Raw genomic sequence first — 25,442 nt, 5'->3', positions numbered from 1 at the left:
GGCGCAGCACGGCACGACCGTCAGAGGGTCTCCGGCCGGACGGCGTAGATCTCGTGCAGTTCGGTTCCGGCCAGGCTCGGGTCCTGGCGCGTTCGCGCGTACAGGCCGTGTCGGCTCAGCAATTCGCAGCACTGCGCCAAGCGATCATCCCGATCGTGCACCTCGGCGACGACGGCGCGGATGCGCGGCCAGTCCGCGTCGGCGATACCGCGCAGCACATCGAGTTCCGCTCGCTCGACGTCGACCTTGAGCAAGCCGACCTCCGCGTTGCGGCCGTGCTCGGCGAGTATCCGCGACACGGTGGTGACCTCGACGTCCATTCGCTCCCCCTCGTGCAGCCCGGCGGTGATGAGGGCGATCGCCTCGTCGTTCAGGCCGCTGTTGCGCAGGTAGATCTCGGTGGCCCGGTCGTCCGCTTCGCGGTCGGCATAGAGACCCGAATTCGCCGAGGCCCGGGGGTACCAGGTGAACGACGCGCTACCGGGCGCCGCACCGACCGCCACGCGCAGCGGCACGCCGTCCGGCACGTGAGCGGCCATATTGCGTTGCAGACAGTCGAAGGTCGCCGGGGCCGGCTCGGCGGCGATCACCCGGACGCCGGGGCGGGTGTCGGCGAACATCATCGCGCTCAGGCCAATGTTCGCGCCGATATCGAGTGCGATGTCCCCGGGCCGTAGCAGCGCGGCCGCCGTCCGATAGAAGCCGTCGGTCGACATCTCGCCCCACAACATCCGCGCCTCGGCCGGACTGGTGCAGGCGACCGTCCTGCCGTCCTCGAGCCGAACTTGCTGGAGTCGATCGAGAGCCTTCAGCATGCGTTCACGAACCTTTCGAGAATCGGGCCGATGACGGCCAGCGCGTGCGGGTGGGTCAACTCGAGATGTCGTGCGTCGACGACCGTGTTGTGCAGGTCGCCGGTGATGAACGGCCGCCACGTCCGCACGACGGCGTCGTGGTCCGCGCGGTCCCTTCCTGCGGCGAAGAAGAGCAGATCTCCGTCGAACACGCCCGGCCGGTATTCCCGGGCGATACCGCCCGCGGTCTCGAAGCTCTCCATCACCCGGTCGACCTGTTCGGCGGTGAACATCCCGGTGGCGGTCACCTGATCGCGGATCACCGCCCAGGCCTGATCGTGGGTCTGCGCCGCCACCTCGGCGCCGAGGTCGAACAGCTCACGCCAGCCACCGAGCAGATCGGCCATCAGCTCGCCGGGAGCCGGGTCGTCCGCGCTGGTGCTCAGCGCCTCCGGGTCACCGACGGCGCTGTCCATCATGGCGAGCACACCGACCTGCTGTCCCGCTTGCTGGAGCCGGACCGCGACAGCATGTGCGATCGCACCGCCCAGCGACCACCCCAGCAGGTGATAGGGCCCGTTCGGCTGCACTCGGCGGATCTCGGCGACATAGCGCTCCGCGAGTTCGTCGACGGAATGCGCACCAGGTTCACCCGCCACGACGTGGGGATCCTGCAAACCGTAGACCGGCCGGTCCCGATGCAGATGTTCGACCACTCCGCCGTAGAACCACGCCAGCCCGCCCGCGGGGTGCACCGCGAACACCGCGGGCTTCGGGCCGTGCGCGCGCAGCGGCAGCAGCACTTGCAACCCCGAGCCGCCCGCCGCGCCGTCGGCCCTGGCCGCCAGCGCTCGCGGCGTCGCGTCGTCGAACATCCACGGCAACTGGATCGTCACGCCTCGGCCGCGCAACTCGGTCACCACCATGGTGGCCAGCAGCGAGTTACCGCCGAGATCGAAGAATCCGTCCGATGCGCCGACCCGCGCGACGCCCAAGACCTGCTCGTAGACCTCGCTGATCATTTTCTCCGTGTGGGTGCGAGGCGCCACGAACGCGATCGCCGACTCCTGGAACTCAGGATGGGGCAGTGCTTTTCGGTCGAGCTTGCCGTTGACCGTCAACGGCAGCGCGGGCAGCACCATGATCGCCGCGGGCACCATGTAGCCGGTCAGCACCGCGGCGGCGGTCTCGCGGACCTCGGCCGGATCGATCCGCTCGCCGTCGACGCCGACGACGTAGCCGATCAGCTGATCCACCTCGCGATCGTGCCGGTGCACCGCGACCGCGGCCTGGGTGACGAGCGGGTGCCGCAGCAGCGCCGCCTCCACCTCACCGAGCTCGATGCGGAAGCCGCGCAACTGCACCTGTGCGTCGGCCCGGCCCGCGTACGTCAACTCCAGCCCGCTCGCGGACCGCCGCCAGCGGCCGACGTCGCCGGAGCGATAGAGCCGGGCGCCGTCGGCAGCGAAGGGATTCGCCACGAATCGGCCCGCGGTCAGTGCCGCGGCCTCGAGATACCCGCGGGAGAGCTGGCCACCGGCCACGTAGATCTCTCCGGCGACACCGATCGGCACCGGACGCAGCCGGTCGTCGAGGACGTACACCCGCAATCCGGGCAGCGGCACACCGATCCCGGCCGCGTCCGGCTGCGTGACCTCGGAGAACGTCACGTGCACGGTCGTCTCGGTGATGCCGTACATGTTGATCAGCCGTGGCGTTCCCGCCGCGTGCGCGGCGAACCAGTCGGCCAACCGGGACGCGTCCAGCGCTTCGCCACCGAAGACGACATAGCGCAATGCGAGCTCGCCCGCGGGACAACCTGCTTCCCGATAGCGGCGTTCGGCGTCGACGAATCCGTAGAACGCCGACGGCGTCTGGCTCAACACCGTTACACCCTCCCGCGCCACGACCTCCACGAACGCCTCCGGCGACCGGGAGGTGTCGTAGTCGACCACGACCACCTTGCCACCGGACAGCAGCGCGCCCCAGATCTCCCACACCGCGAAATCGAAAGCGTAGGAATGGAACATCGTCCACACGTCGTCGGGTCCGAGGTCGAATCGCTCGGCCGCGTGGGTGAACAGAGTGACCGCTTCCCGGTGGCCGACCGTCACGCCCTTCGGGCGGCCCGTCGATCCCGACGTGTAGATCACGTAGGCGACGTTGCCCGGTCGCGCTCCCGATATCACTGGATCCGGATCGCCCGCAGAGTCGTTCGCGCACTCCTCGACGAGCAGTACCGGCGCGGCGCACTCGGGAACCGCCGCGGACATACCCGCCGAAGTCAGAACCGCCGCCGGCCGCGCATCGTCGAGCATGAACCGCAACCGTTCGGGCGGATACGCCACGTCCAGCGGCAGATATCCGGCACCCGCGCGCACGACGCCGAGCAGGCCCACGATCAGATCCGCCGAACGCGGCAACGCCACGGCCACCAGCGATTCCGGACCCACTCCTCGCTCCACGAGCCGAGCGGCCACCGCGGCGGAACGCCGATCGAGCTCCGCGTAGGTCAGCCGCGACGCGCCGTCGGTCACCGCGACGGCGTCCGGCCGCGCGGCGGCCTGGGCGGTGAACAGGTCCGCGAGAGTCGTCTCCGGCACCGCAACCCCGGCGCCACCGGCCGCGCCGAGCAACTCCCGACGCTGTGCCGGGCCCACGAGGTCGATGTCACCGACGGCGACCTCCGGGTTCGCGGTCACCTGCTCCAAGATCCGCACGAAGGCCGCCGCGAACCGCGTCATCGTCTCCTCGACGAAGAGGTCGGTGGCGTAGGTCAGGCGTCCCCGGATGCCGTCCGCCTGCCCCTGCGCTCCGGACCGTTCGACCAGATTCAGGTTCAGGTCGGCCTGCGCGGGTTCGAAACCGTTCTCGACCGGCTCGACGGTGAGCCCCGGCAGTTCCAACGCGGCCCTGCTGAGGTTCTGCACATCGAGCGTCACCTGGTACAGCGGCAGATGGGCCGTGGAACGCGGCGGATTGATCGCCTCCACTACCTGCTCGAAGGGCACATCGGCATGGGCGAACGCGGCCAGATCCGTGTCCCGCGTCGCCGCGAGCAGGTCGGCGAACGACTGGCACGACGACACCCGTGACCGCAGCACCAGGGTGTTGACGAACATCCCGATCAGATCATCGAGTTCGCGCTCCCCACGGCCTGCCACCGGAGTGCCCACCGCGACATCGTCGGTGCGGGCCGACCGCGACAGCAGGACGGTCAGCGCCGCGTGCACGACCATGAAGACCGTCGCGTTCGCCGCGCGCGCGACCTCGCCGATTCGTTGCTGCAACGCGGCGGAGATCTCGAAATCGACGGTCCGGCCGCGCATGGACGCCACCGGCGGGCGCGGCCGGTCGGTGGGCAGTTCGAGCAGCTCGGGCAGCCCGCCGAGGGTGTCGGTCCAGAAGCGCAGCTGCCGGGACATGACCGAACCGGGGTCGTGCTCGTCACCGAGTACGTCGCGCTGCCACAGCGTGTAGTCCGCGTACTGCACCGTGAGTGCGGGCCAGAACGGTTGTGTTCCTTGCTTGCTCGCCTGGTAGGCCACCGCAACGTCCCGTGCGAGCGGCATCATGGACTGGCCGTCGGCGCAGATGTGGTGCACGGCGATGACCAGAACATGCTCGTCGTCGCCGAGCCGGAACAACGCGACTCGCAGCGGGGGCGCCTGCGTCACGTCGAAGCTCGCCGAGACGGTGGCGAGCACTTGTTCCATCAGCCGCTGCGCCTCGACTGGAACGGTGGTCAGCGCGGTCGCGACCTCCTCGACGGGAACCACGACCTGGTGCGGTGTCCCGTCGGTCATCGGGAATTTCGTCCGCAACGACTCGTGCCGATCGATCACCAGCTCGCACGCGCGCCGCAACGCGTCGAGGTCGAGTTCGCCTTTCAGCCGGATCACCAGCGGGATGTTGTACGCGCCCACGGAGGTGTCGAGCTGGTTGAGGAACCACATTCGCTGCTGCGCCAGCGACAACGGCACCAGCGCCGGACGGGTGCGCGGTACCAGCGGCAGCCGGGCCATCCGCTCGGAGGCGTCCAAGCGGGCGGCGAGTTCGGTGACCGTCGGTGCTTCGAACAGGTCGCGAACGCCGACGCGCACGCCGAGCGCGGTGCCCAACCGAGCGGTCACCCGCGTCGCCGACAACGAGTTGCCGCCGAGATCGAAGAAGCTGTCCTGCGCCCCGACCCGGTCGGTGTCCAGGACACTCGCGAATACTTCCGCGACCCGCCGTTCGGTCTCCGTACGCGGCGCGGTCCAGGCCCGCGCCGCCGAGAACCGCGGGGCGGGAAGCGCGAGGCGATCGAGCTTTCCGGTTCTGGTGAGGGGGAATTCGGCGAGAACCGTGCAGCTGTCCGGCACCATGTGGGCGGGCAGCCGCAGCCGCGCGGCGGCCCGGACTTCCTCCGCGTCCACGTCCTCGGCGCCGACCAGATAGCCGACGAGCCTGGCGACGCCGCGGTCGTCCGTGTGCAACACGACGACCGCGTTCTCCACACCGGGTTGCGCGATGAGCACAGCCTCGATCTCACCGAGCTCGATCCGTTGCCCGCGGATCTTGACCTGGAAGTCGCTGCGGCCGAGGTATTCCACGGTGTGCTCCGGCGTCCAGCGAGCCAGATCGCCGGTGCGGTACATGCGCGAGCCCGGCGCGCCGAACGGATTCGCGACGAACGCGCTCGACGTCGCCACCGGACGGTTCACGTATCCGCGGGCCAGTTGCACACCGGCGAGATACAACTCACCGACCACGCCCACCGGCACCGGCCGCAGCCAGGCATCCAGTACGACGGCCTCGACGCCGCTGAGCGGTCCACCGATCGTGACCGCCGCACCGGGACGCAGCGGACCACTGATTCCGGCGAGAATCGTCGTCTCGGTCGGACCGTATCCGTTCAGCAGTCGCCGGCCCGGTGACCACTGCGTCACGATCTCCGGCGTCACGGCCTCGCCACCGGCCATCAGCACCCGCAGGGAATCCAACCCCTCCGGCGACATCGTCGACAGCACGCTCGGCGTCATGAAGGAATGCGAGACGCGCTGCTGCCGAATGAAGTCCGCCAGTTCGGGGCCGCCGAACACCTCCGGCGGCGCCACCACGAGCGCCGCGCCGCTGGTGTGGGCCAGCAGCAGTTCGAGGACCACGACGTCGAAGCCGGGAGCGGACGCCTGCAATACCCGCGATCGGCTGTCCACGCCGAAGCGGTCACGTTCCACGGCCGCGAAGTTGGCCAGACCCTCGTGGGTGACCGCGACGCCCTTCGGGGTTCCGGTGGAGCCCGAGGTGTACAGCACGTAGGCGGTGTCGCGAACATGTTGCGTCCGGGTCCGATCCGTGTCGGTCACCGGGGCCGACGACCGCGCCTCGAGCGCCGTCCGGGTGTGCGGATCGTCGAGCACGAGCCGCCGGACGGGGCCGGAGACCAGCTCTCGTGTCGCCTCGATCGTGACCGCGACCCGCACCTGGGAATCGGCGACCATATGCCCGACGCGTTCGGCGGGGTTACGCGGATCGACGGGCAGGAACGCGGCGCCGGTCTTGGCGACCGCCCACATGCCGACCACGAGTTCCACCGATCGGGGCATCGCCAGCGCCACGTGGTCGCCGGGGCCGACGCCCCAGTCGATCAGCTCACGCGCGACACGATTCGACCAGGCGTCCAACTCCGCGTACGACATCGAGTGCTCGGTAGAAATCACCGCTGTCGCCTCGGGACGCACCGCGGCACCGGCGGACAACAGCTCCGCCAGCACCCGGGGCGCTGTGGCGGGCCCGCCCGTCGCGGGCACCAGGTCACGTCGCTCGTCCGCGGTCAGCAGATCGACCGCGCCGAGCCGTGCCTCCGGATCGATCGTGATGGCGCGCAGCACGGTGTCCAGACGAGCGGCCAGACCGGCGGCCGTGCGGTCGTCCACGCGGGCCTGCTGGTAGCGGATCATCACGTGCAGCTCATCGGTCTGGTGCGCCTGCACTGTGATCGGGTAGTGCGCGGCGTCGCTTCCGTCCGCCGCGACCACCCGCATGCCGTCGATGTCCGCGTCGCCCAGGCCACTGCTGTCGACCGGATACGACTCGAAGACGACCAGCGTGTCGAACAGCTCGGCAGCGCCCGCGTTCGCCAGGATCCGGGACAGTTCGACGTCGTGATGATCCAGCAGGTGGGTGTTGTCGGCCTGCAACCGCCGCAGCGCGTCCTCGATGGTCCAGGCCCGCGGGACGTGCACCGCGACCGGGATCGTGTTGATGAACAAGCCGATCATCGACTCCACATCCGGCAGATCGGCCGGACGTCCCGACACCGTGCTGCCGAACACCACGCGCTCGGTACCGAGCAGGTTCCCCAGCACCACCGCCCAGGCGAACTGCACGATCGTCGCCATGGTCACCGCCCGCGACCGAGCGAATTCCACCAGTTCCGCGGTGGCGGCACGATCCAGCACCACGGGCAGGTCGACCGGGATGCCGACGGTCGTGTGCGTGCGCGCGTCGGCGACCAGCGTCGGTTCGGTGACATCACGCAGGACCTCGCGCCACACCTCGATTCCGGTCGACGGCTCACGCCGATCCAGCCATTCCAAGTAGCCGCGGTACGACGCGGCGGGGGGCAGCAGCTCCGCTCGCGCGCCGACCGCGTAGAGGCCGATCAACTCCCGCCACAGCAAGGGCAACGACCAGCCGTCCAGCAGCAGGTGGTGCGCCGTCAGCACCAGCCGGAAGTCCTGCGGCGCCACCTCGATGAGCAGCAACCGCAGCAACGGAGGATCGGCGGGATCGAACGGGACCGCTCGCTCCGCCGCGATCAGCGCCTCCGGTGTCGTCGTGCCGTCACGCAATGCGACCCGACGCCAGCGCACCGCCGCGGCCGCCGGAATCACCTGCGCCGGAACACCATCGGCCGTTCGGACGAAGGCCGCGCGCAGATTGGGATGGCGCTCCAGCAAGGCCGCGGCAGAGCGCTCGAGCCGACTCTCGTCGATCTCACCGGCGAGCACGAGCGTCGATTGCGCCGTGTAGACGTCGAGGTCACCCGCGGCGAGCTCGGCGTGGAACAGCAGTCCCGCCTGCAACGGCGCCAGCGACCAGACATCGCCGAGTGCTCCGTAGCGGTCGGCGAACGTGTCCAGGTCGGACTGCGTGACCTCGACGAGCGGAATGTCGGCGGGGGTGAAGCCCCAATCCTCGTCCGCGAGAGCCGCGGTGGCGATCGCGGTCACCGCGCCGACCCATTCGTCGGCGAGCTCGGCCACATCGTCGCGTTCGAGCAGCCGGGACGCGTAACCGATCTGCGCCGACAGGCGCGGTCCCGCCGCGGTATCCGCGATGTGCACGTCGATCGTGACGGCCGCCACCGCGGGCATGTCCGGATCGAAGGCCGCCCAGCGGTCGAACGGCTCGTCGGTCGGAATCCACGCGAGGTCCGACAGTGTCGTGAGATCGACGCCGACCCGGCCCAGATTGTTGAAACCGATCTGCGGCTCCGGCAGTGCCGCGAGCCGGTCACCGGTGTCGGGGTGCAGATAGCGCAGCAGGCCGTAGCCGATTCCCTTGTCCGGGATGGCACGCAGTTGGTCTTTCACGGACTTCACCGCGGCCCGCGGATCGTCCGCATCGACTCCGCTCAGGTCGAGCGCTACCGGATAGGTGTTGGTGAACCAGCCCACCGTGCGGGAGACATCCGCTCCCTCGGCGATCTGTTCGGCGCGGCCATGCCCCTCCAACAGGACTTTCACACCCGCGTGCGCGACACCGCGCCGGTGGCGCCAGCGCGTCGTCGCCACGGCGAGGCCGGCCAGCAACGCGTCGTCGACGGTGCCGTGGGCGGCCTTCGGCACCGCGTCGAGCAACGCCGACGTGACCTCCGCCGGGATCGACACCGTCAGATGCCGCACGGTCGACTGGGTGTCGACGGCGGGATCGAGCACCGCGCGGCCGAGCAGCGGATCCGGCGCCGCGCCCATCCGGCGCCACAGTTCGAACTCCTCGGCGCGGGCCGCGGCGGCGTCGGCCACCGCGTGCGCCCACCGGCGCATGGACGTTCCCTGCGCGGGCAGTTCGACCGCTCGCCTCTGCGTGACCTGCTGCCAGGCGGTCGCGAAGTCCGGAATCAGGATTCGCCAGGACACACCGTCGACCGCCAGGTGGTGGACGACCACCAGCGCCCGCGCTTCGGCGTCGACGCCCGATGCGGGCAGCAGGCACACGACCTGCAGCATCCGGCCCGCGGCCGGGTCCAGTCGATTCGACGCCTCGGCCAGCGCCGCTTCCAGCACCGCGGTGAAACCTACGCTCCCCGGAATCTCGCGCACGCCGAACGTACGGGTCAGCACGGCGCCCGCGGCATCCGCGGCGCTTGCCGGCGGCACCTCCAAGCACTGTTCGCGCAGCCGCGCGCGCAACATGTCGTGCTGACGCAGCACGGCCAGCACCGTCGCGGTCACGTCCTCGACCCGCGCGTCGCGCGGCAAGCGCACCAGCATCGACTGAGCGAACCGCGGGGCGGCGCCGAGGCGCTCGGTGAACCAGGACACCACCGGGGTGAACGGGATCTCGCCTACGCCACCACCCGGCAACTCCGCGAGCGACGTCCGTTCGGTGGCCGCGGCGACCCGCGCCAGACCCCGGACGGTCTTCTGCTCGAAGATGTCGCGTGCTGTCACGACCACACCGGCCGACTTCAACCGGGAAGCCAGCTGAATCGACAGGATCGAATCGCCGCCGAGAGCGAAGAACGACGTGGTGACACCGACCGAATCGACACCGAGAACATCCGCGAACGCGGCGGCCACGGTGCGTTCCAGATCGGTGGACGCCGCCTCCGCGTCGTCTGCATCGGCTCGGAAGACCGGCTCCGGCAACGCTTTCCGGTCCACCTTGCCGGTCGAGGTGATCGGCATGCGCTCGAGCACGGTGAGCACCGACGGCACCATGTGCGCGGGCAATACCGACGCGACGTGTTCGAGCACGGTCGCCGGATCGGCGACCGTTCCGGCTTCGGTCACGATGTAGGCGGCCAGCACCGGGTGTCCGCCCGGTCCGGTACGGCTCACGGTCACCGCGGCGGCCACCGCCGGATGGGTGAGCAGCGCCGCGTCGATCTCACCGAGTTCGATGCGCTGGCCACGGATCTTGATCTGGAAGTCGCTGCGGCCGACGTATTCGATCGTGTGCCACGCCGTCCAGCGGACGATGTCACCGGTGCGGTACATCCGCGCGCCCGGCCTGCCGTAGGGATTCGCGACGAACGCACCGGCCGTGACCGCCCGCCGGTCGAGGTATCCGCGCGCCAGCTGGGCACCCGAAAGGTACAGCTCCCCGGCGACTCCCACCGGCACCGGACGCAAACGCGCGTCCAGCACCAAGGCCTCCGCGCCACGGATCGGGCCGCCGATCGCGATCGGATCGCCCGGCTGCACCGGGTCGCTCATCGTGATCACGATCGTCGTCTCGGTCGGGCCGTAGATGTTGTGCAACCGCCGTCCGGGCGCCCAGGTGGCGATCAGCTCGGCGGGCACCATCTCGCCACCCACCGCGAGCATCCGCACCGATTCCAGACCGGTGGGCGCCATCGTGGCCAGCACGCTCGGTGTCAGGAACGCGTGCGACACCTGATGTGTCCGGATCAGCTCGGCCAGATCCGGCCCACCGAACACCTCCGGGGGCGACACGACCAATGCCGCGCAGGCCGCATGGGCCATCAACGCTTCGAGCAGCACCGCGTCGAACGCCGGCGCCGCCACCTGCAGCACCCGGGACGTGCGGTCGACCTGGTAGCGATCGGTTTGCTCGGCCGCGAAGTTCGCCAGCCCGGCATGCGTGACCACGACGCCCTTGGGTGTTCCCGTCGAACCGGAGGTGTAGATCAGGTACGCGGCGTCCTCGATCCGCAGAACACGTCCGCGATCCGCGTCCGTCACCGCAGTACCGGCCTGCGCCGTGATCTCCTCCGCCGTGCGCGGATCGTCGAGCACCAGCCAGCGCACATCATCGGGCAGCGCCGCGCGTGCGGTCGCCAGCGTGATCCCGATGTCGACCCCGGAATCGCTCACCATGTGCGCGATCCGCTCGGCGGGATAGCGCAGATCGACCGGAACGAAGGTGGCGCCGGTCTTCGCGATCGCCCACATGGCGATGTGATAGTCGACCGAGCGCGGCACGGCCAGCGCGATGAACACCCCCGGCCCGGCCCCCCGGGTGAGCAGGTGGCGAGCGAGCCGGTTGGCCCTGGCATCCAGCTGTTCGTACGTGACGGATTCGGTGTCCCCGATCAGGGCCACCGCCGCAGGAGCCGCGGCCACGGCCCGGGCGAGCAGGTCCGGAAGCAGGCAGGGCTCCGCAGGGTCGCCGCCTCGGGCGGGCACCAGATGTTCGGTGTCGGCGGCGCTCAGCAGACCGATGCAGCCGATCGCCCGCGCCGGATCGGAAGTGACCGCCTCGAGGACGCGGAGGAACCTCTCCGCCAGCGCGCATGCGGTCGACTCGACGAAAAGATCGGTGGCATAGATGATCTCGCCGTCGATCCCGGCGGGACGATCGCCCTCGCGGCGCTCGGTCACCAGCACGGTGAGGTCGGCCTTGGCCTGCGCGAGGCCGGGATCCATGATCTCGACACCGATCCCCGGCAGCTCGAACCGGGCCGCCGCGGTGTTCTGCAACCCGAACATCACTTGGAACAGCGGCGAATAGGCCGTGGAACGCGGGCGCCCGATGACGTCGACGAGCCGTTCGTAGGGCAGGTCGGCGTGGGCGAGCGCGTCCAGGTCGACATCACGCACCTCGGCGAGAAGGTCCCGGAACGACCGGTCCTCGTCGATGCGCGTACGCAGCACCACGGTGTTGACGAACATGCCGACCAGATCGTCGAGCTCCGGCCTGCCACGACCGGCGACCGGGGTGCCGACCGAGATGTCGTCGCTGTGCGCGGTGCGCGCCAGCAGGATCGCCAGGGCCGCGTGCAGCACGACGAACACGGTGACGCCCTCCCGGTGGGCCAGCCGCACGATGTCGTCGTGCAGCCGCGCGGGCAGCTCGAACCGGACGGTGGCGCCGTCGGTCGAGAGCGTGGCCGGCCTCGGCCGGTCCGTCGGCAGGGCGAGCAGCTCCGGGGAACCGTCGAGAGCGCCGGTCCAGTACTCGATCTGCCGTGCGATCAGTGCCGCCGGATCGTCCTCGGAGCCGAGCAGCTCCTGCTGCCACATCGCGTAATCGGCGTACTGGACCGCCAGCGGTTCCCACCGCGGCGCATGCCCGCTCACCCGCGCCCGGTACGCGGCGAACACGTCGCGGGCGAGCGGAGCCATCGACGCCCCGTCGGCCGCGATGTGATGGACCACCACCACCAGCACATGTTCCCGCGGCGCGGTGCAGTACAGCCGCACTCGCACGGGTACCGATTCCGCGATGTCGAATCCCGCCTCCACTACGTTCCGGATCCGGCCGGCCAGTTCGGTCGCGCCGGCCAGCGGCTCCGGCTCGAACGCCAGGTCCGCGGCGACCGTCGCGATGTCTCGCACGACCTGGCAGGGTTCGCCGTCGACGAGCGGATACACCGTCCGCAAGGGCTCGTGCCGGGTCACCACGTCGAGGAACGCGGCCCGCAGCGCATCGGTCTCCAGCGGACCGGTCAAGCGGGCCGCAAAGCAGATGTTGTAGGCCGCCGACGAGGTGTCGAACTGGTTGAGGAACCAGATCCGCCGCTGCGCCGCCGCCAACGGGATCGCGCCGGGGCGTTGCCGCGCGGTCAGCGGCGCGGCGGTGGATCGGGTCCGCGCCGAAATCCGCTGAGCCAGGGCGGAGATCGTCGGTGCGTCGAAAACGTCCCGGATACCGACCTCGACACCGACGCCCGCTCGAGCCCGTGCCGCGAGCTGGGCGGCCGACAGCGAGTTGACACCGATCTCGAAGAGGTTCGCGGTCACGCTCACCCGCTCGGCGCCGGTGAGCTCGGCGACCAGACGCGCCAGCACCACCTCGGTGTCGGTGCGGGGCGAGATGAACTTCTCGCCGTCGTCGAACACCGGCCGGGGCAGCGCCGACCGGTCGAGCTTGCCGTTGGCGGTGAGCGGCATCGCGTCGAGCACCTGCACGACGTCCGGAACCAAGTACGACGGCAGGGTACGCGTCAGCTCTTCGCGGATCGCGCGGCCGTCGGTCACCGCGCCCGGCACCAACGTCACGTAACCGACGATGCGATCCGTCGTCACGATGGCCACCGCGCGCGCCACCTGCCCGACAGCGCGCAGCGCGGTTTCGATGTCGCCGGGCTCCACCCGCTGACCGCGCACCTTCACCTGGAAGTCGCTGCGCCCCAGGTACTCCAGCTCGCCGGTTTTGCGCCACCGCACCAGGTCACCGGTCCGGTACAGCCGCTCCCCCGCCCCGCCGAACGGGTTCGCGATGAAGGCGCCGCAGGTGAGATCCGCGCGTGCGTGGTACCCGCGCGCCACTTGGACACCCGAGACGTACAGCTCTCCGACCACCCCGACCGGCACCGGCCGCAACCGCGAATCGAGCACGTAGACCTTCGTGCCCGCGCACGGCGCTCCGATCGGCACCGCGGCGACGGTCGCCGCACCCGGGGCGCACCGCTGCGCGGTGACCACCTCCGCTTCCGCCGGCCCGTACCAGTTCACCAGCTCCGCGTGCACGAAGACCTGCGCCGCGGCGTCGACGGTGCGCTGCACCAGCGCCTCCCCCGCGACGAACACCCGCCGGACCGAGGGCGATTCGGTGCCAGCGGCCGATTCCAGCAGAACATCGAGCATCGACGGGACGAAATGCACGGTGGTGATCTCAGTGCGTGCGATCACCTCGGCCAGGTATGCGGGATCGCGGTGTCCGCCCGGTTCGGCGATGACGATGTGCGCGCCGGTCTGCAACGGCCAGAACAATTCCCATACAGCGATGTCGAACGTGATCGGTGTCTTGTGCAGCACCGCGTCGGACGTTCCGTGCGGCCATTGCTGCTGAGCCCACGCGAGCTGACTCACGGTGGCGGCATGGGTCAGGGCCACACCTTTGGGGACGCCGGTGGATCCGGAGGTGAACAGCACGTAGGCCAGGTGGTTCGGCCGCAGCGGTGTGCGTCGCTCCGCCTCCGTGATCCGGGCGCCGGACAGGCCGGTGACGTCCAGTCGGTCGATTCGGGCGCACTCGAATCCGTCGGGCAGGCTCTCGCTGTCGGCGGTGGTCGTCAGCACCAGCAACGGTCGGGCCGCGCCCAGCACGTGCGCGATGCGCGCACTCGGGTGGTCGGGGTCGATCGGCAGGAACGCGGCTCCCGCCTTCACCACCGCGTACAGAGCCGTGACCAGCTCGGCCGATCGGCGGACGGCCACCGCCACGATCGTTTCCGGCCCGGCCCCGCGCTCGATGAGCCAGCGGGCCAGCCGGTTGACGCGCGTGTCGAAGTCCCGGTAGGTCGACGTGCTTCCGTCCGGAAGCCGCAGCGCCGTGGCGTCCGGGGTGCGCGCGACCTGTGCGTCGAAGACATCGACGAGCGTGCGGCCCGGTGCGGCGGAGCCACCGGTGTCGTTCCACTGCTCCAGCACTCGGGACCGCTCCGCCTCGTCGAGCAACCCGATCTCCCCGACGACCGCCTCGGCGTCCCGGGCCGCGGCATCGAGTACCCGGACGAATCGGTCGGCGAAGCGCCGCGCCGTGTCCTCGTCGAACAGGTCCGTGGCATAGGTCAGCCGCAGCGTCATGCCGGTCGGCTCGTTGTGCGTGCCGTGGCCTTCGCTGATCATCAGCAGCAGGTCGTAGATCGCCGCGCTGTCGCCCGGGTCGACGTTCTCCACGGTGAGCCCCGGCAATTCCACGCGAGCCCGCGTCATGTTCTGGTAGGCGAGCAGCACTTGGAACAACGGTGTGTGCGCGGTCGATCGCACCGGATTCAGCGCGTCCACCAGTTGCTCGAACGGCACGGTGGCGTGCTCGAACGCCTCGATATCGGTGTGCCGTACCTCATCCAGCAGGCTCGCGAAGCTCTGGTCGAGCGTGATCCGCGACCGCAGTACCAAGGTGTTCACGAACATTCCGACCAGGTGGTCCAGCGATCGATCGCCCCGGCCCGCGTGCGGCACACCGATGGTGACGTCGTCGCTGCCGGACAGCCTGGACAACAGCACCGCCAGCGCCGCGTGCACCACCATGAACGTGGTGGCGCCGGACCGTCGGGCCAGCGATTCCACCCGGCCTTGCAGTTCACCGGGTATCGCGACCTGGATCACCGCGCCGCGCTGGGACTGCACGGTCGGCCTCGGCCGGTCGGCCGGCAATTCGAGCAGCTCGGGTACGCCCGCGAGTTGGGTTCGCCAGTAAGCGATGTCGCGGGCCACCGACGAGTCCGGGTCGTCCGCGGAACCGAGGACCGCACGTTGCCACAGCGCGTAATCGGCGAATTGCACCGGCAGCGGCGCCCAGTCCGGCGGGGTGCCGCCGGAGCGCGCCCGATACGCCGTCACCAGGTCGGCGGCCAACGGCGCCACCGAGAAGCCGTCGCAACTGATGTGGTGCGCGGCCAGCGCGAGCGTCCACGCCTCATCCGACAACTGGTACAGCGTCACGCGCAGCGGCACGCCCGTGGCCACGTCGAATCCGGCGCCGCAGAATTCGGCCAGCCGGTGCGGCAGTTCCCGCTCGCCGACCGCCTGCGGGGTGAGATCGCAGTTCGCCAGCACGTCTTCGGCCTTCAGCACGACCTGCGTAGGTGTGCCGTCGACCGCCGGATACATGGTGCGCAGGCTCTCGTGCCGCTTCACGACATCGCCGACAGCGGCCGTCAGAGCCGCCGTATCGAGCGCGCCGTCCAATCGGATCGCCAGCGGCACGACATATCCGGGTGCGGCGGGGTCGAACTGGTTCAGGAACCACATCCGGGTCTGCGCGTGCGACAGCGGGATACGGTCCGGTCGCGGCACCCGCGTCGGCGCGGGCAGACTCGGGACCGCGCGCAACTGGGCGATGCGCTCGGACAGTGCGGACACGGTCGGGGCCTCGAAGATCGCGCGCACCGGAATGGTCACATCGACGATGTCCCCGATCCGGCTCAGCGCGCGCGTCGCGACGAGCGAGTTGCCGCCCAACTCGAAGAAATCGTCGTCCGCGCCGATCTCGGGGCGGTCGAACAGTTCCGCGAACACCGCGGCGATCGCCTGTTCGACCAGCCCCTGCGGCGCCCGGAACTCGGTGTCCCGGACACCGCCGTCCGGCTCGGGCAGCGCTCGGTGGTCCACTTTGCCGTTGGCGCTGAGCGGAATCGAGTCGATCCGGGTGACCGACGACGGCACCATGTAAGCGGGCAATCGGTCCAGGAGCGAACTGCGGACCTGCCGGACGTCGAGCGTGGGATCGGCGACGACGTAGGCCACCAGCCGCTGCTCGCCGCCGTCGGCGCGTACCTGCGCGACGGCCGCGCGCACCTGCTCGTGCGCGAGCAGCGCGGCTTCGATATCACCGAGTTCGATCCGCAGGCCGCGCACCTTCACCTGGGTGTCGGCGCGGCCGACATAGCGCAGATTTCCGTCGTTGTCCCAGCGCACGAGGTCACCGGTGCGGTAGAGGCGTGCGCCGTGCGCGCCGCCGAAGGGATCGGCGACGAACGTCGCCGCCGTCAGGTCCGGGCGTCCGTGGTATCCGCGGGCCAGCTGCACACCGCCCAGGTACAGCTCACCGGTGACACCGACCGGTACCGGATGCAGCCGCGAGTCCATGACGTGCACTGTCACGTTGGCCTCGGGGACGCCGATCGGCACGGCCGCGCCTTCGACCGCGTCGATCCGGTGGGCGGTGACGCTGACCGCCGCCTCCGTCGGGCCGTACAGGTTGTCGATGCGGGCATCGCCGAAATCCCGGAATCGGCGAACGAGCTCGACGGACAACGCCTCACCGATGCACAGCACACGCCGCAGGTCCGGGAACTGATCCGGAGTCGCCACCTCGAGGAACGCCGCGAGCAGTGACGGCACGAAATCCACTGTGGTCACGCGGTACTCCGCCAGCAGCCGGGCGATCTCACGCGGGTCGCCGTGCGCGTCGGGCCCGGCGACGACCAGGGCTGCGCCACAGGTCGGCGCGCAGAACAATTCCCAGACCGACAGGTCGAACGTCACCGGGGTACGCAACAGCATGACATCGCCCTCGCCGAGCCGGTAGTGATCGCGCATCCAGCGCAACTGGTTGACCACCGCGGCGTGCGGAACCGCCACGCCTTTGGGCACCCCCGTCGAACCGGAGGTGTAGATGACGTAGGCCAGATCGTCCGGGCGCAGCGGCCGGATCCGGTCGGCATCGGTCAGCGCCGACGTGTCCAGGTGCTCGGCCTCCAGTTCGCCGAGCGTCCAGATCGGCCCGTCGCCGGGCAGACTCGCCCGGTCGTGCGGACGGGTCAGGGTCGCGGCGGGACGCGCGGCGGCGAGAACGGAGCGCACCCGGTCGACCGGATGGTCCGGGTCCAGTGGCAGGTAGGCCGCGCCCGCCGCATGGATGGCATACAGCGTGGCCAGCAGATCCACCGAGCGGCGCATCGCCACCGCCACGATGGACTCCGGCCCGATGCCGCGCCGGATCAGCGCGCGGGCCAGCGAATTCACCCGCGCACCGAATTCCAGGTAGTCGAGCCGGGCACCGCCGGTGCCGTCGAGCACCGCCGGGTGTCCCGGCGTCGCCGCCACCTGCGCGGCGAACAGGTCGGCGAGCGTCGCCGCAGGAGCCTGGGTCCGCAACCCGCTCGACCGGGCCACGATCCGGCGCGCCTCCTGCGGGGTCAGCAGATCGATGTCGCCTATGGCGCGGGTGGGGTCGCCGACGATCGCGCGCAGCAACGCCAGATAGCGGTCGAACATCGAGCTGACCGTCGCCTCGTCGAAAAGGTCTGTCGCGTAACCGAATTCGACCGCCATATCACCCGGCTCGCCGTCCGCCGCCAAGGCGTCGACCAGATTCAGGTGCAAGTCGTATTTCGCCACGCTCGGATCGGCCAGCTGCGCCGAGACCGTCAGGCCCTCGAACCGCACCGTGGGGATCTCGATGTTCTGGAAGGAGAAGCCGACCTGCGTCAACGGCGCGTGCGCCGTCGAGCGCGGCGGATTCAGTACCTCGACCAGCCGCTCGAACGGGATATCGGCGTTCTCGAAAGCGGCCAGGTCGGTAGCCCGGATCTGGTCCAGGATCCGGACGAAGGACGCGCCGGGCTCGATGTGGGTGCGCAACACCAGGGTGTTGACAAACATACCGACCAAACCGTCCAGCCCGGGCTCGCCACGACCGGCGATCGGTGTGCCGACCGCGATGTCCCCGGTACCGGACAGCCGCGCCAGCAGTGCCGCGTAGGCCGCGTGCATCACCATGAAGACCGTCGCGTCGTGGCTGCGGGCCAGCGCGACCACCGCACGGTGCAGATCCGCGGGCAGAGTGGCCGAGACCGTCGCCCCGCGGAAGGACTGCTTCGCGGGCCGCGGACGATCGGTGGGCAGATCCAGCACCTCGGGCAGACCGGACAGAGCCGCGAGCCAGTACCGGGTCTGGGCGGCGGTCGGGCTGTGCGGATCGTCCTCGCTGCCGAGCATCTTCCGTTGCCACAGCGCGTAATCCACGTACTGCACCGGCAACGGCGTCCACTGCGGCGCTTCATCCACGACCCGGGCGCGGTAGGCGGTCATCAGGTCGGTGGCCAGCGGTGCGAGCGACGACCCGTCGAAGCTGATGTGATGGACGACGAGCACCAGAGCGTGGTCGTCGGCCGCGATGCGCAGCAGGGCGACCCGGAACGGAACCTCGGCGGTGACATCGAAGCCCACAGTCGCCTCGGCGGCGACACGCGCCTCGACCTCGCCGGCCGGGACCGGCACCGGCGTCAGCGGGGGCAGCGCCGTCGACGCCGATACGATCACCTGATGCGGCCCGCTGTCGCTGTCGGGGTATACGGTCCGCAGCGCCTCGTGCCGTTCGAGCACATCCGCGATCGCCGCGTGCATCGCGGCCACGTCGAGGTCTCCCGCCATCCGCACGACCAGCGGGATGTTGTACACCGCTGAGCTCGTGTCGAACTGATTGAGAAACCACATCCGGGCCTGGGCGGGCGACAGCGGGATCCGGGCCGGGCGCTCCTGTGGCACCAGCGGCGCCCGGGTCGCCGCATCCGCGCTGCGCAGGCGCTCCGCCAGCGCCCCGATCGTCGGCGTCTCGAAGATCGCGCGCAACGGCACCTCGACGCCGAACGCGCCGCTGAGCTGCGCGGCCGCGCGGGTAGCCGACAGCGAGTTGCCGCCGAGGTCGAAGAAACCGTCGAGCACGCCGACGCGTTCGATACCGAGCACACCCGCGCAGATGTCGGCCACGATCTGCTCGGTGGCGTTGCGCGGCGCGACGAACTCCACGGCGCGCGCGAATTCCGGCTCCGGCAGGGCGGCACGATCGACCTTGCCCACCGACGACAGCGGGAGCGTGTCGAGCACCACGACCGTGTCCGGCACCATGTGCGACGGCAGGCGTTGCGCCGCGTAGCTCGTCAACTCCGCGGTATCGACCGCGCCGTCGGCGGGCACCACGTACGCGGCCAGCCGGGATCCGCTCTCGGCGGGCACGCCCACCACGACGGCTGCCGCGACGGTGGGGTGTCCGGCGAGGACGGCTTCGATCTCGCCGAGTTCGATGCGCTGGCCGCGGATCTTGACCTGGAAGTCCGTGCGCCCCAGATACTCCAAGGTGTGATCGCCGGTCCAGCGCGCCAAGTCGCCGGTGCCGTACATGCGAGTGCCCGCGGGGCCGTACGGGTTGGCGACGAACGTCGCCGCGGTAGAGCCGGGACGGTTGAGGTAGCCGCGGGACAGCTGTACACCCGAGACGTACAGCTGTCCGGTCACCCCGACCGGGACGGGCCGCAACCGGTCGTCGAGAACCACCGCGTCGACGCCGCGGATCGGGCCGCCGATGGTGACCGGATCGCCAACGCACAGTGGATCGCTGATCGCCACCATGATCGTGGTCTCGGTCGGCCCGTACCCGTTGTGCAGCCGGCGTCCCGGCGCCCACACGGCGACCGTCTCGGCCGACACCGCTTCCCCGCCCGCCACCAGCACCCGCAGCGAATCGAGTCCGGCGGGCGACATCGTCGCCAGCACGCTGGGGGTCACGAACGCGTGCGAGACCTCCTGCGCGCGAATCAACTCCGCCAGCTGCGCCCCGGCGAACACCTCCGGCGGCGACACGACCAGCACCGCGCCGTTCGCGTGCGCCATGAGCAATTCCAACATCACCGCGTCGAAGCCCGGCGCAGCCACCTGCAACACGCGTGACCTGCGATCGACCCGATAGCGCTCCCGCTGCTCGATCGCGAAATTCGCCAAGCCCTCGTGGGTGACGGCCACGCCCTTCGGCGTGCCGGTCGAGCCCGAGGTGTACACCACGTAGGCCGCGTCGGCCACCCGGCAGGCCCGCACACGGTCCGCGTCGGTCACCGCGGCCGCGGACTGCGCCGCGAGGAACGCCTCGGTGCCCGGATGGTCGAGAACCAGCTGCCGCACGTGGCCGGGAAGCAGCGTGCACGACGCCTCGACGGTGAGCGCGACCTCGATATTCGAGTCCGCGACCAGATGCGCGATTCGCTCGCTGGGATAGCGGGGATCGACCGGCACGAACGCGGCACCGGCCCGCGCTACCGCCCAGACACCGACCACGAACTCCACCGACCGCCCCATCGCCAGCGCGACCTGGTCCCCCGGACCCACGCCCCAATCGATCAGTACCCGCGCGAGGCGATTCGACCAGTCGTCCAGCTCGCCATAGGAGAGCACCCGGTCACCCGCCACCACGGCAGGCGCGGTGCGCTCCCCTACCAGCAGCACGTCCGCCAGCACCCGGGGCGGTTCGGCACGACCACCGGAGGCCGGGACCAATCCCAGACGCTCGACCCCCGACAACAAGTCCACGTCACCGACCCGGCCGCGCGGATTCGTCACGAACGCGTCGAGCACCCGATTCAGCCGTTCGGCCAGCTCTTCGACGGTCTCCCGATCGAACAGGTCCGTCGCGTAGTTGATGCGCAGCGCGACGTCGCCGCCCGCGGCGGTGTTCTCGGCGACGGTGACGATGATGTCCACCTTCGCCGGTTCGGCGCCCGGATCGAGCAGCTCGACGGTGAGTTCGGACAGCTCCAAGCTCGCCCGGCCCATGTTCTCGAACGCGAGATACACCTGGCACAACGGCGCGTACGCTGGCGACCGCGTCGGATGTAATTCGTCCACGACACGCTCGTAGGGCAGGTCGCTGTTGGCGAAGGCGTCGACGTCGATGCCCTTGACCCGCGTCAAGAACTCGGTGAACGACTCCTCGGGCGACACCTCGGTGCGCAACGGAACGGTGTTGACGAACATGCCGATGAGCGGTTCGAGCGCGCGTTCGCCGCGACCTGCGACCGGCGTGCCGATGGTGATGTCCGCCGAGCCCGACATCCGGGCCAGCAGCACGGCCAGCGCGGCGTGGACGACCATGAACGTCGTGACATTGGCCGCGCGTGCCAGCCGCTCGATTCCGGCGTAGGTTTCCGCGGGGATCACGGTGTCCGCTACGTCGCCACGCATGGACCGGCGGGCCGGACGCGGCCGGTCGGCGGGCAGCTCCAGAACCGGCGGCATCCCCGCCAAACGCTGCGACCAGTACCGCAACTGGCGGGCCGCCCGGGAATCCGGATCCTCCGGGTCGCCGAGCAGGCTGCGATGCCAGACGCTGTAGTCGGCGTACTGGACGCTCAGCGGCTCCCAGTCGGGGATCTTCTTCTGCGCCCTCGCCTCGTAGGCAACCGCGACATCGGCCGCCAGCGGCCGCAGCGACGAACCGTCACAGCAGATGTGATGCAGGACGACGGCCAGAACATGCCGCGTGCGGTCGGCGGTCGCGAGCAGCGCCACCCGGATCGGGGCGCGTTCGCGCAGATCGGTACCCATCGCGGCCAGGTCGCGAATCCGGTCCTCGACGTCGTCCGGGTCGGTCGGCTGCGGAGTCAGGTCGAGTCCCGCGACCACCTCCTCGGCAGGCAGGATCACCTGTGTCCCTTCGCCGTTCACGGCGGGGTAGACGGTGCGCAGCGATTCGTGCCGATCGATCACGTCGGTCAGCGCGGCACGCAGCGCCGCCGCGTCGAGCCGTCCGGTCAGCTGGACGATCAGCGGAATGTTGTAGGCGGCCGAGTCCGGATCGGTCTGGTTGACCAGCCACATCCTGTTCTGCGCCGGCGCGAGCGGAATGGGGGCGGGTCTGTCGGCCGCCCGCAGTACGGGCCTGCCGGAGCGGTGTCCGTCCTCGACGTGCGCGGCCAGTTCCGCGACGGTCTGCTTGACGAACAGGTCGCGCACCGACACATCGCACCGGGTGACTTCGGCGATGCGCACGGCCGCGCTGGTCGCGGTGATCGAGTTGCCGCCGAGTTCGAAGAAGCTGTCGAATACGCCCACCCGGTCGATGTCCAGAACCTCGGCGAAGACGTCCGCGATCGATTCCTCGACGACCGTGCGGGGCGAGACATAGGCGGCCGAATCGAACACCGGCTCGGGCAGCGCCCGGTAGTCCACCTTGCCGTTCACGGTCAGCGGCACCGCGTCGATCACCACGACGCTCGACGGCACCATGTATTCCGGCAGCATCCCGCCGACGTGGGCGCGCAACTCCTCCGGCGCACAGGTGGCGCCGACGGCGGGCACCACGTACCCCACCAGTCGGGCTGCCTCCGTGCCCGGCAGATGCACGATGACCACTGCCGCGGCGACGCTGTCGTGCGCCAGCAGCGCGTTGCGGATCTCGTCCAGCTCGATGCGGAACCCGCGCAACTGCACCTGCTGGTCGGCACGGCCGCGATACTCGAGCTCACCCCGGTGATTCCAGCGCGCCACGTCGCCGCTGCGGTAGAGGCGCTGCCCCGGACCGCCGAAGGGGTCGGCGACGAAACGTCCCGCGCTCAACGCCGGCCGGTTGAGATAGCCGCGAGCCAGCTGCGTTCCAGCGACGTAGATCTCGCCCCATGCTCCGAGCGGGCACGGACGCAACCGCCCGTCCAGGACATAGGTTCGCAAGCCCGGCAGTGCCGGACCGACCGTGCTCGGCGCCCCCGGAACGGCGATGTCCGGTGTCAGGGCGGTGTAGGTGACGAAGACGGTGGTCTCGGTGATGCCGTAACTGTTGGCCAGCACCGGCAGCTCCGGGTTGTGTTCGTACCAGTCGGCCAGCCCGGCGGGATCGAGAGCTTCGCCCGACAGCACGACCAGCCGCAGCGACATCCCGCCGTCCGGGTCCCCGGCGTGCGCGTACCGCTGCCGTGCGGCGGCGAACTGATAGAACGCCGACGGTGTCTGGCTGAAGACGGTGACCTTCTCCCGCGCCGCGAGGCGCACCACATCGTCCGGCGAGCGAGTGGTCGGACCGTCCACGACGACGATCCGGCCGCCGGTGACCAGCGCCCCGAAGATTTCCCAGACCGAGTAGTCGAAAGCGAAGGAGTGGAACAACGTCCAGACGTCGTCGGACCGAATCCCGATCTCCGCGCACGAGTTCACCAGGTAGGTGGATACGGCACGGTGAGTGATCGAGACGCCCTTCGGGCGGCCCGTCGATCCGGACGTGTAGATGACATAGGCGAGGTGGTCGGGACGCAGCGAGCCGGTCCGATCGGCGTCGGTGATCGGGTCCACGGATTCCTCCCCGGCGAGAACGTCGTCGAACAGCAGCACGCGGCCGGGATCGCCCGGCACGTGCTCACGCATGCCCCGCGTGGTAACCACCGCGATCGGGTTCGCGTCGCCCAGAACATATTCGAGCCGCTCGGCCGGATGGGCCGGGTCCAGCGGAAGGTACCCCGCGCCCGATTTCAGTACGCCGAGTACGGCGACGATCAGGTCGGCGTCCCGCGGCATCGCGATGGCCACCAGCGCTTCCGGTCCCGCGCCGAGTGCGATGAGCCTGCGGGCGAACCGGTTGGATCGCTCGTCGAGTTCACGATAGGTGAGCGTGGCGGACTCCGCCGTCACCGCCACCGCGGACGGAGTCGCCGCCGCCTGCCCGGACAGTAGATCCACCAGTGTGGCCGAGGGGGATTCGCCGTCGCGGCCCGCGAGTTCCGCCACGATGCGCAGTTTCTCGGCGGGGCCGGCGAGCTGGATGTCCCCGATCCGGGTGTCCAGCGGCGAGTCCATCATGCGCCGCAGGAACTCGAGGAACCGGTCGGCGTGCGACTCGAGTTCCTCCTGCCCGTAGAGGTTCGGATTGCCGTGCAACTCGATGAGCAGCGGAGCGTCCGCGCCCGAGCGGTACAGGTTCAGCTGCAGATCGTCGAGCGCGCCGGAGGTCAGTGCGCGGTAGCGGCCGACGGCCGAGCCGAGGCGGATCTCCGAGTCGAAGAACAGGATGTTCACGATCGGGCCGAACGAGTTCGCGGCCGAGTCGATCGCGGCCGAGTCGCGGCGCAGGTCCTCGAACCGGTACAGCTGGTGGCGCATGGCCGAGACGAGCTCGGACACCGAAGCGCGGACCAGTTCGTCCACGGTGGTCGAGTGGTGTACGGCGAAGCGGATCGGCACCATGTTCGCCAACATCGCGGCGGCGTTGCGCAGGCGCTTGGTCACCCGAGCGGTCACCGGCAGCGACAGCGCGACGTCCTCGGTGCCGGTCATCCTGGCGAGGAACGCGGCGAACGCCGCGATCACCACCTGCGCGGCGGATGCGTTCACCTCGGCGGCATAGCGATCGAGCCGGTCGGACAAGTGCGCGGGCAGTTGCAAACCGGCCACGCGGTCGACCTTGCCGGAGCGGGCGGTGCGGCCGGACAGGCTGACCGGCTTCGGCAGGTCGGCAACCTTACTCAGCCAATATGCCTTGTCCGCCTCATATCGCGCGCTGCCGCGATAGGCCTGCTCCGCTTCGACGATGTCGTGCAGGCTCGCCGCGTCCAGTCGCGTCGGTGGCCTGCCCTCCAGCAGAGCATTGTAATGCTCGGCCATCCGGGTCAAGCTGTTGAAGGCGCCGTAGCCGTCGATCACCAGATGGTGCGCGCGGCCGTACCAGAAGTAGTGGTCTTCGCCGACCCGGATGAGTCTCGTCTCGGTGAGCCGGTCGCGGCTGAGATCGACAGCCTTGGTGTTGTAGTCGCGGCGCATCCACTCCATCGCCGTCGCGACCGGATCGTCGGCACCGGTGAAATCCAGTACCGGCTCGTCGTAGACGATGCTGCGGTCGACGAATTGATAAGGCCGGCCGTCGGATTCGACCACGCGCACCACAAGCGACTCGGTTTCGTGACCGCCGTCGTTCACCGCCCGCGTGAACGCGTCGTAGTCCACCGCGCCCTCGATCTCGACGCAGTGTGCGATGTTGACAGCCGGTCCACCGGGCACATGGTCTGCGAGCCACATACCGTACTGCGCGCTCGAGAGCGGAATCAGCCCCAGTTCGCCATCGGTGGTTCCGTCTGACTTCAGATGCATCGCATAACCCCTTATTCGTACCCGGACGCGTGCGGGCACGGCGGAGCACGCCGCCTCACCGCGTCCGAAATCTGGCTTATATGCACTCGGTCTGCTCAGGAGCGGCGTACCCCTGCTGTTCGCCGCGCCTTCAGGTTTCGCGTGTAGCTCGATCAGCCCGTTCCAGGCGTCCGAAGCGGAC

2 protein-coding genes are annotated in these 25,442 nt (G+C 69.9%); both read right to left on the bottom strand.

Annotated features, from left to right (window positions below; genetic code table 11):
• Positions 1 to 20: 20 nt before the first annotated feature.
• Positions 21 to 815 (bottom strand): FkbM family methyltransferase, encoded by a 795-nt coding sequence (locus tag ACT89H_RS22465; protein ID WP_445110609.1) that lies wholly within the window; start codon positions 813 to 815, stop codon positions 21 to 23.
• Positions 809 to 25,261 carry a non-ribosomal peptide synthetase gene (locus tag ACT89H_RS22460; protein ID WP_445110608.1) on the bottom strand — a complete coding sequence of 8,151 codons (24,453 nt, stop codon included), beginning with the start codon at positions 25,259 to 25,261 and terminating at the stop codon, positions 809 to 811. The genes ACT89H_RS22465 and ACT89H_RS22460 overlap by 7 nt, the downstream gene beginning before the upstream one ends.
• Between the last annotated feature and the right edge of the window lie 181 nt (positions 25,262 to 25,442).

The organism is Nocardia aegles (genome assembly GCF_052545135.1).
This window is presented reverse-complemented; position numbering and strand designations above follow the sequence as displayed.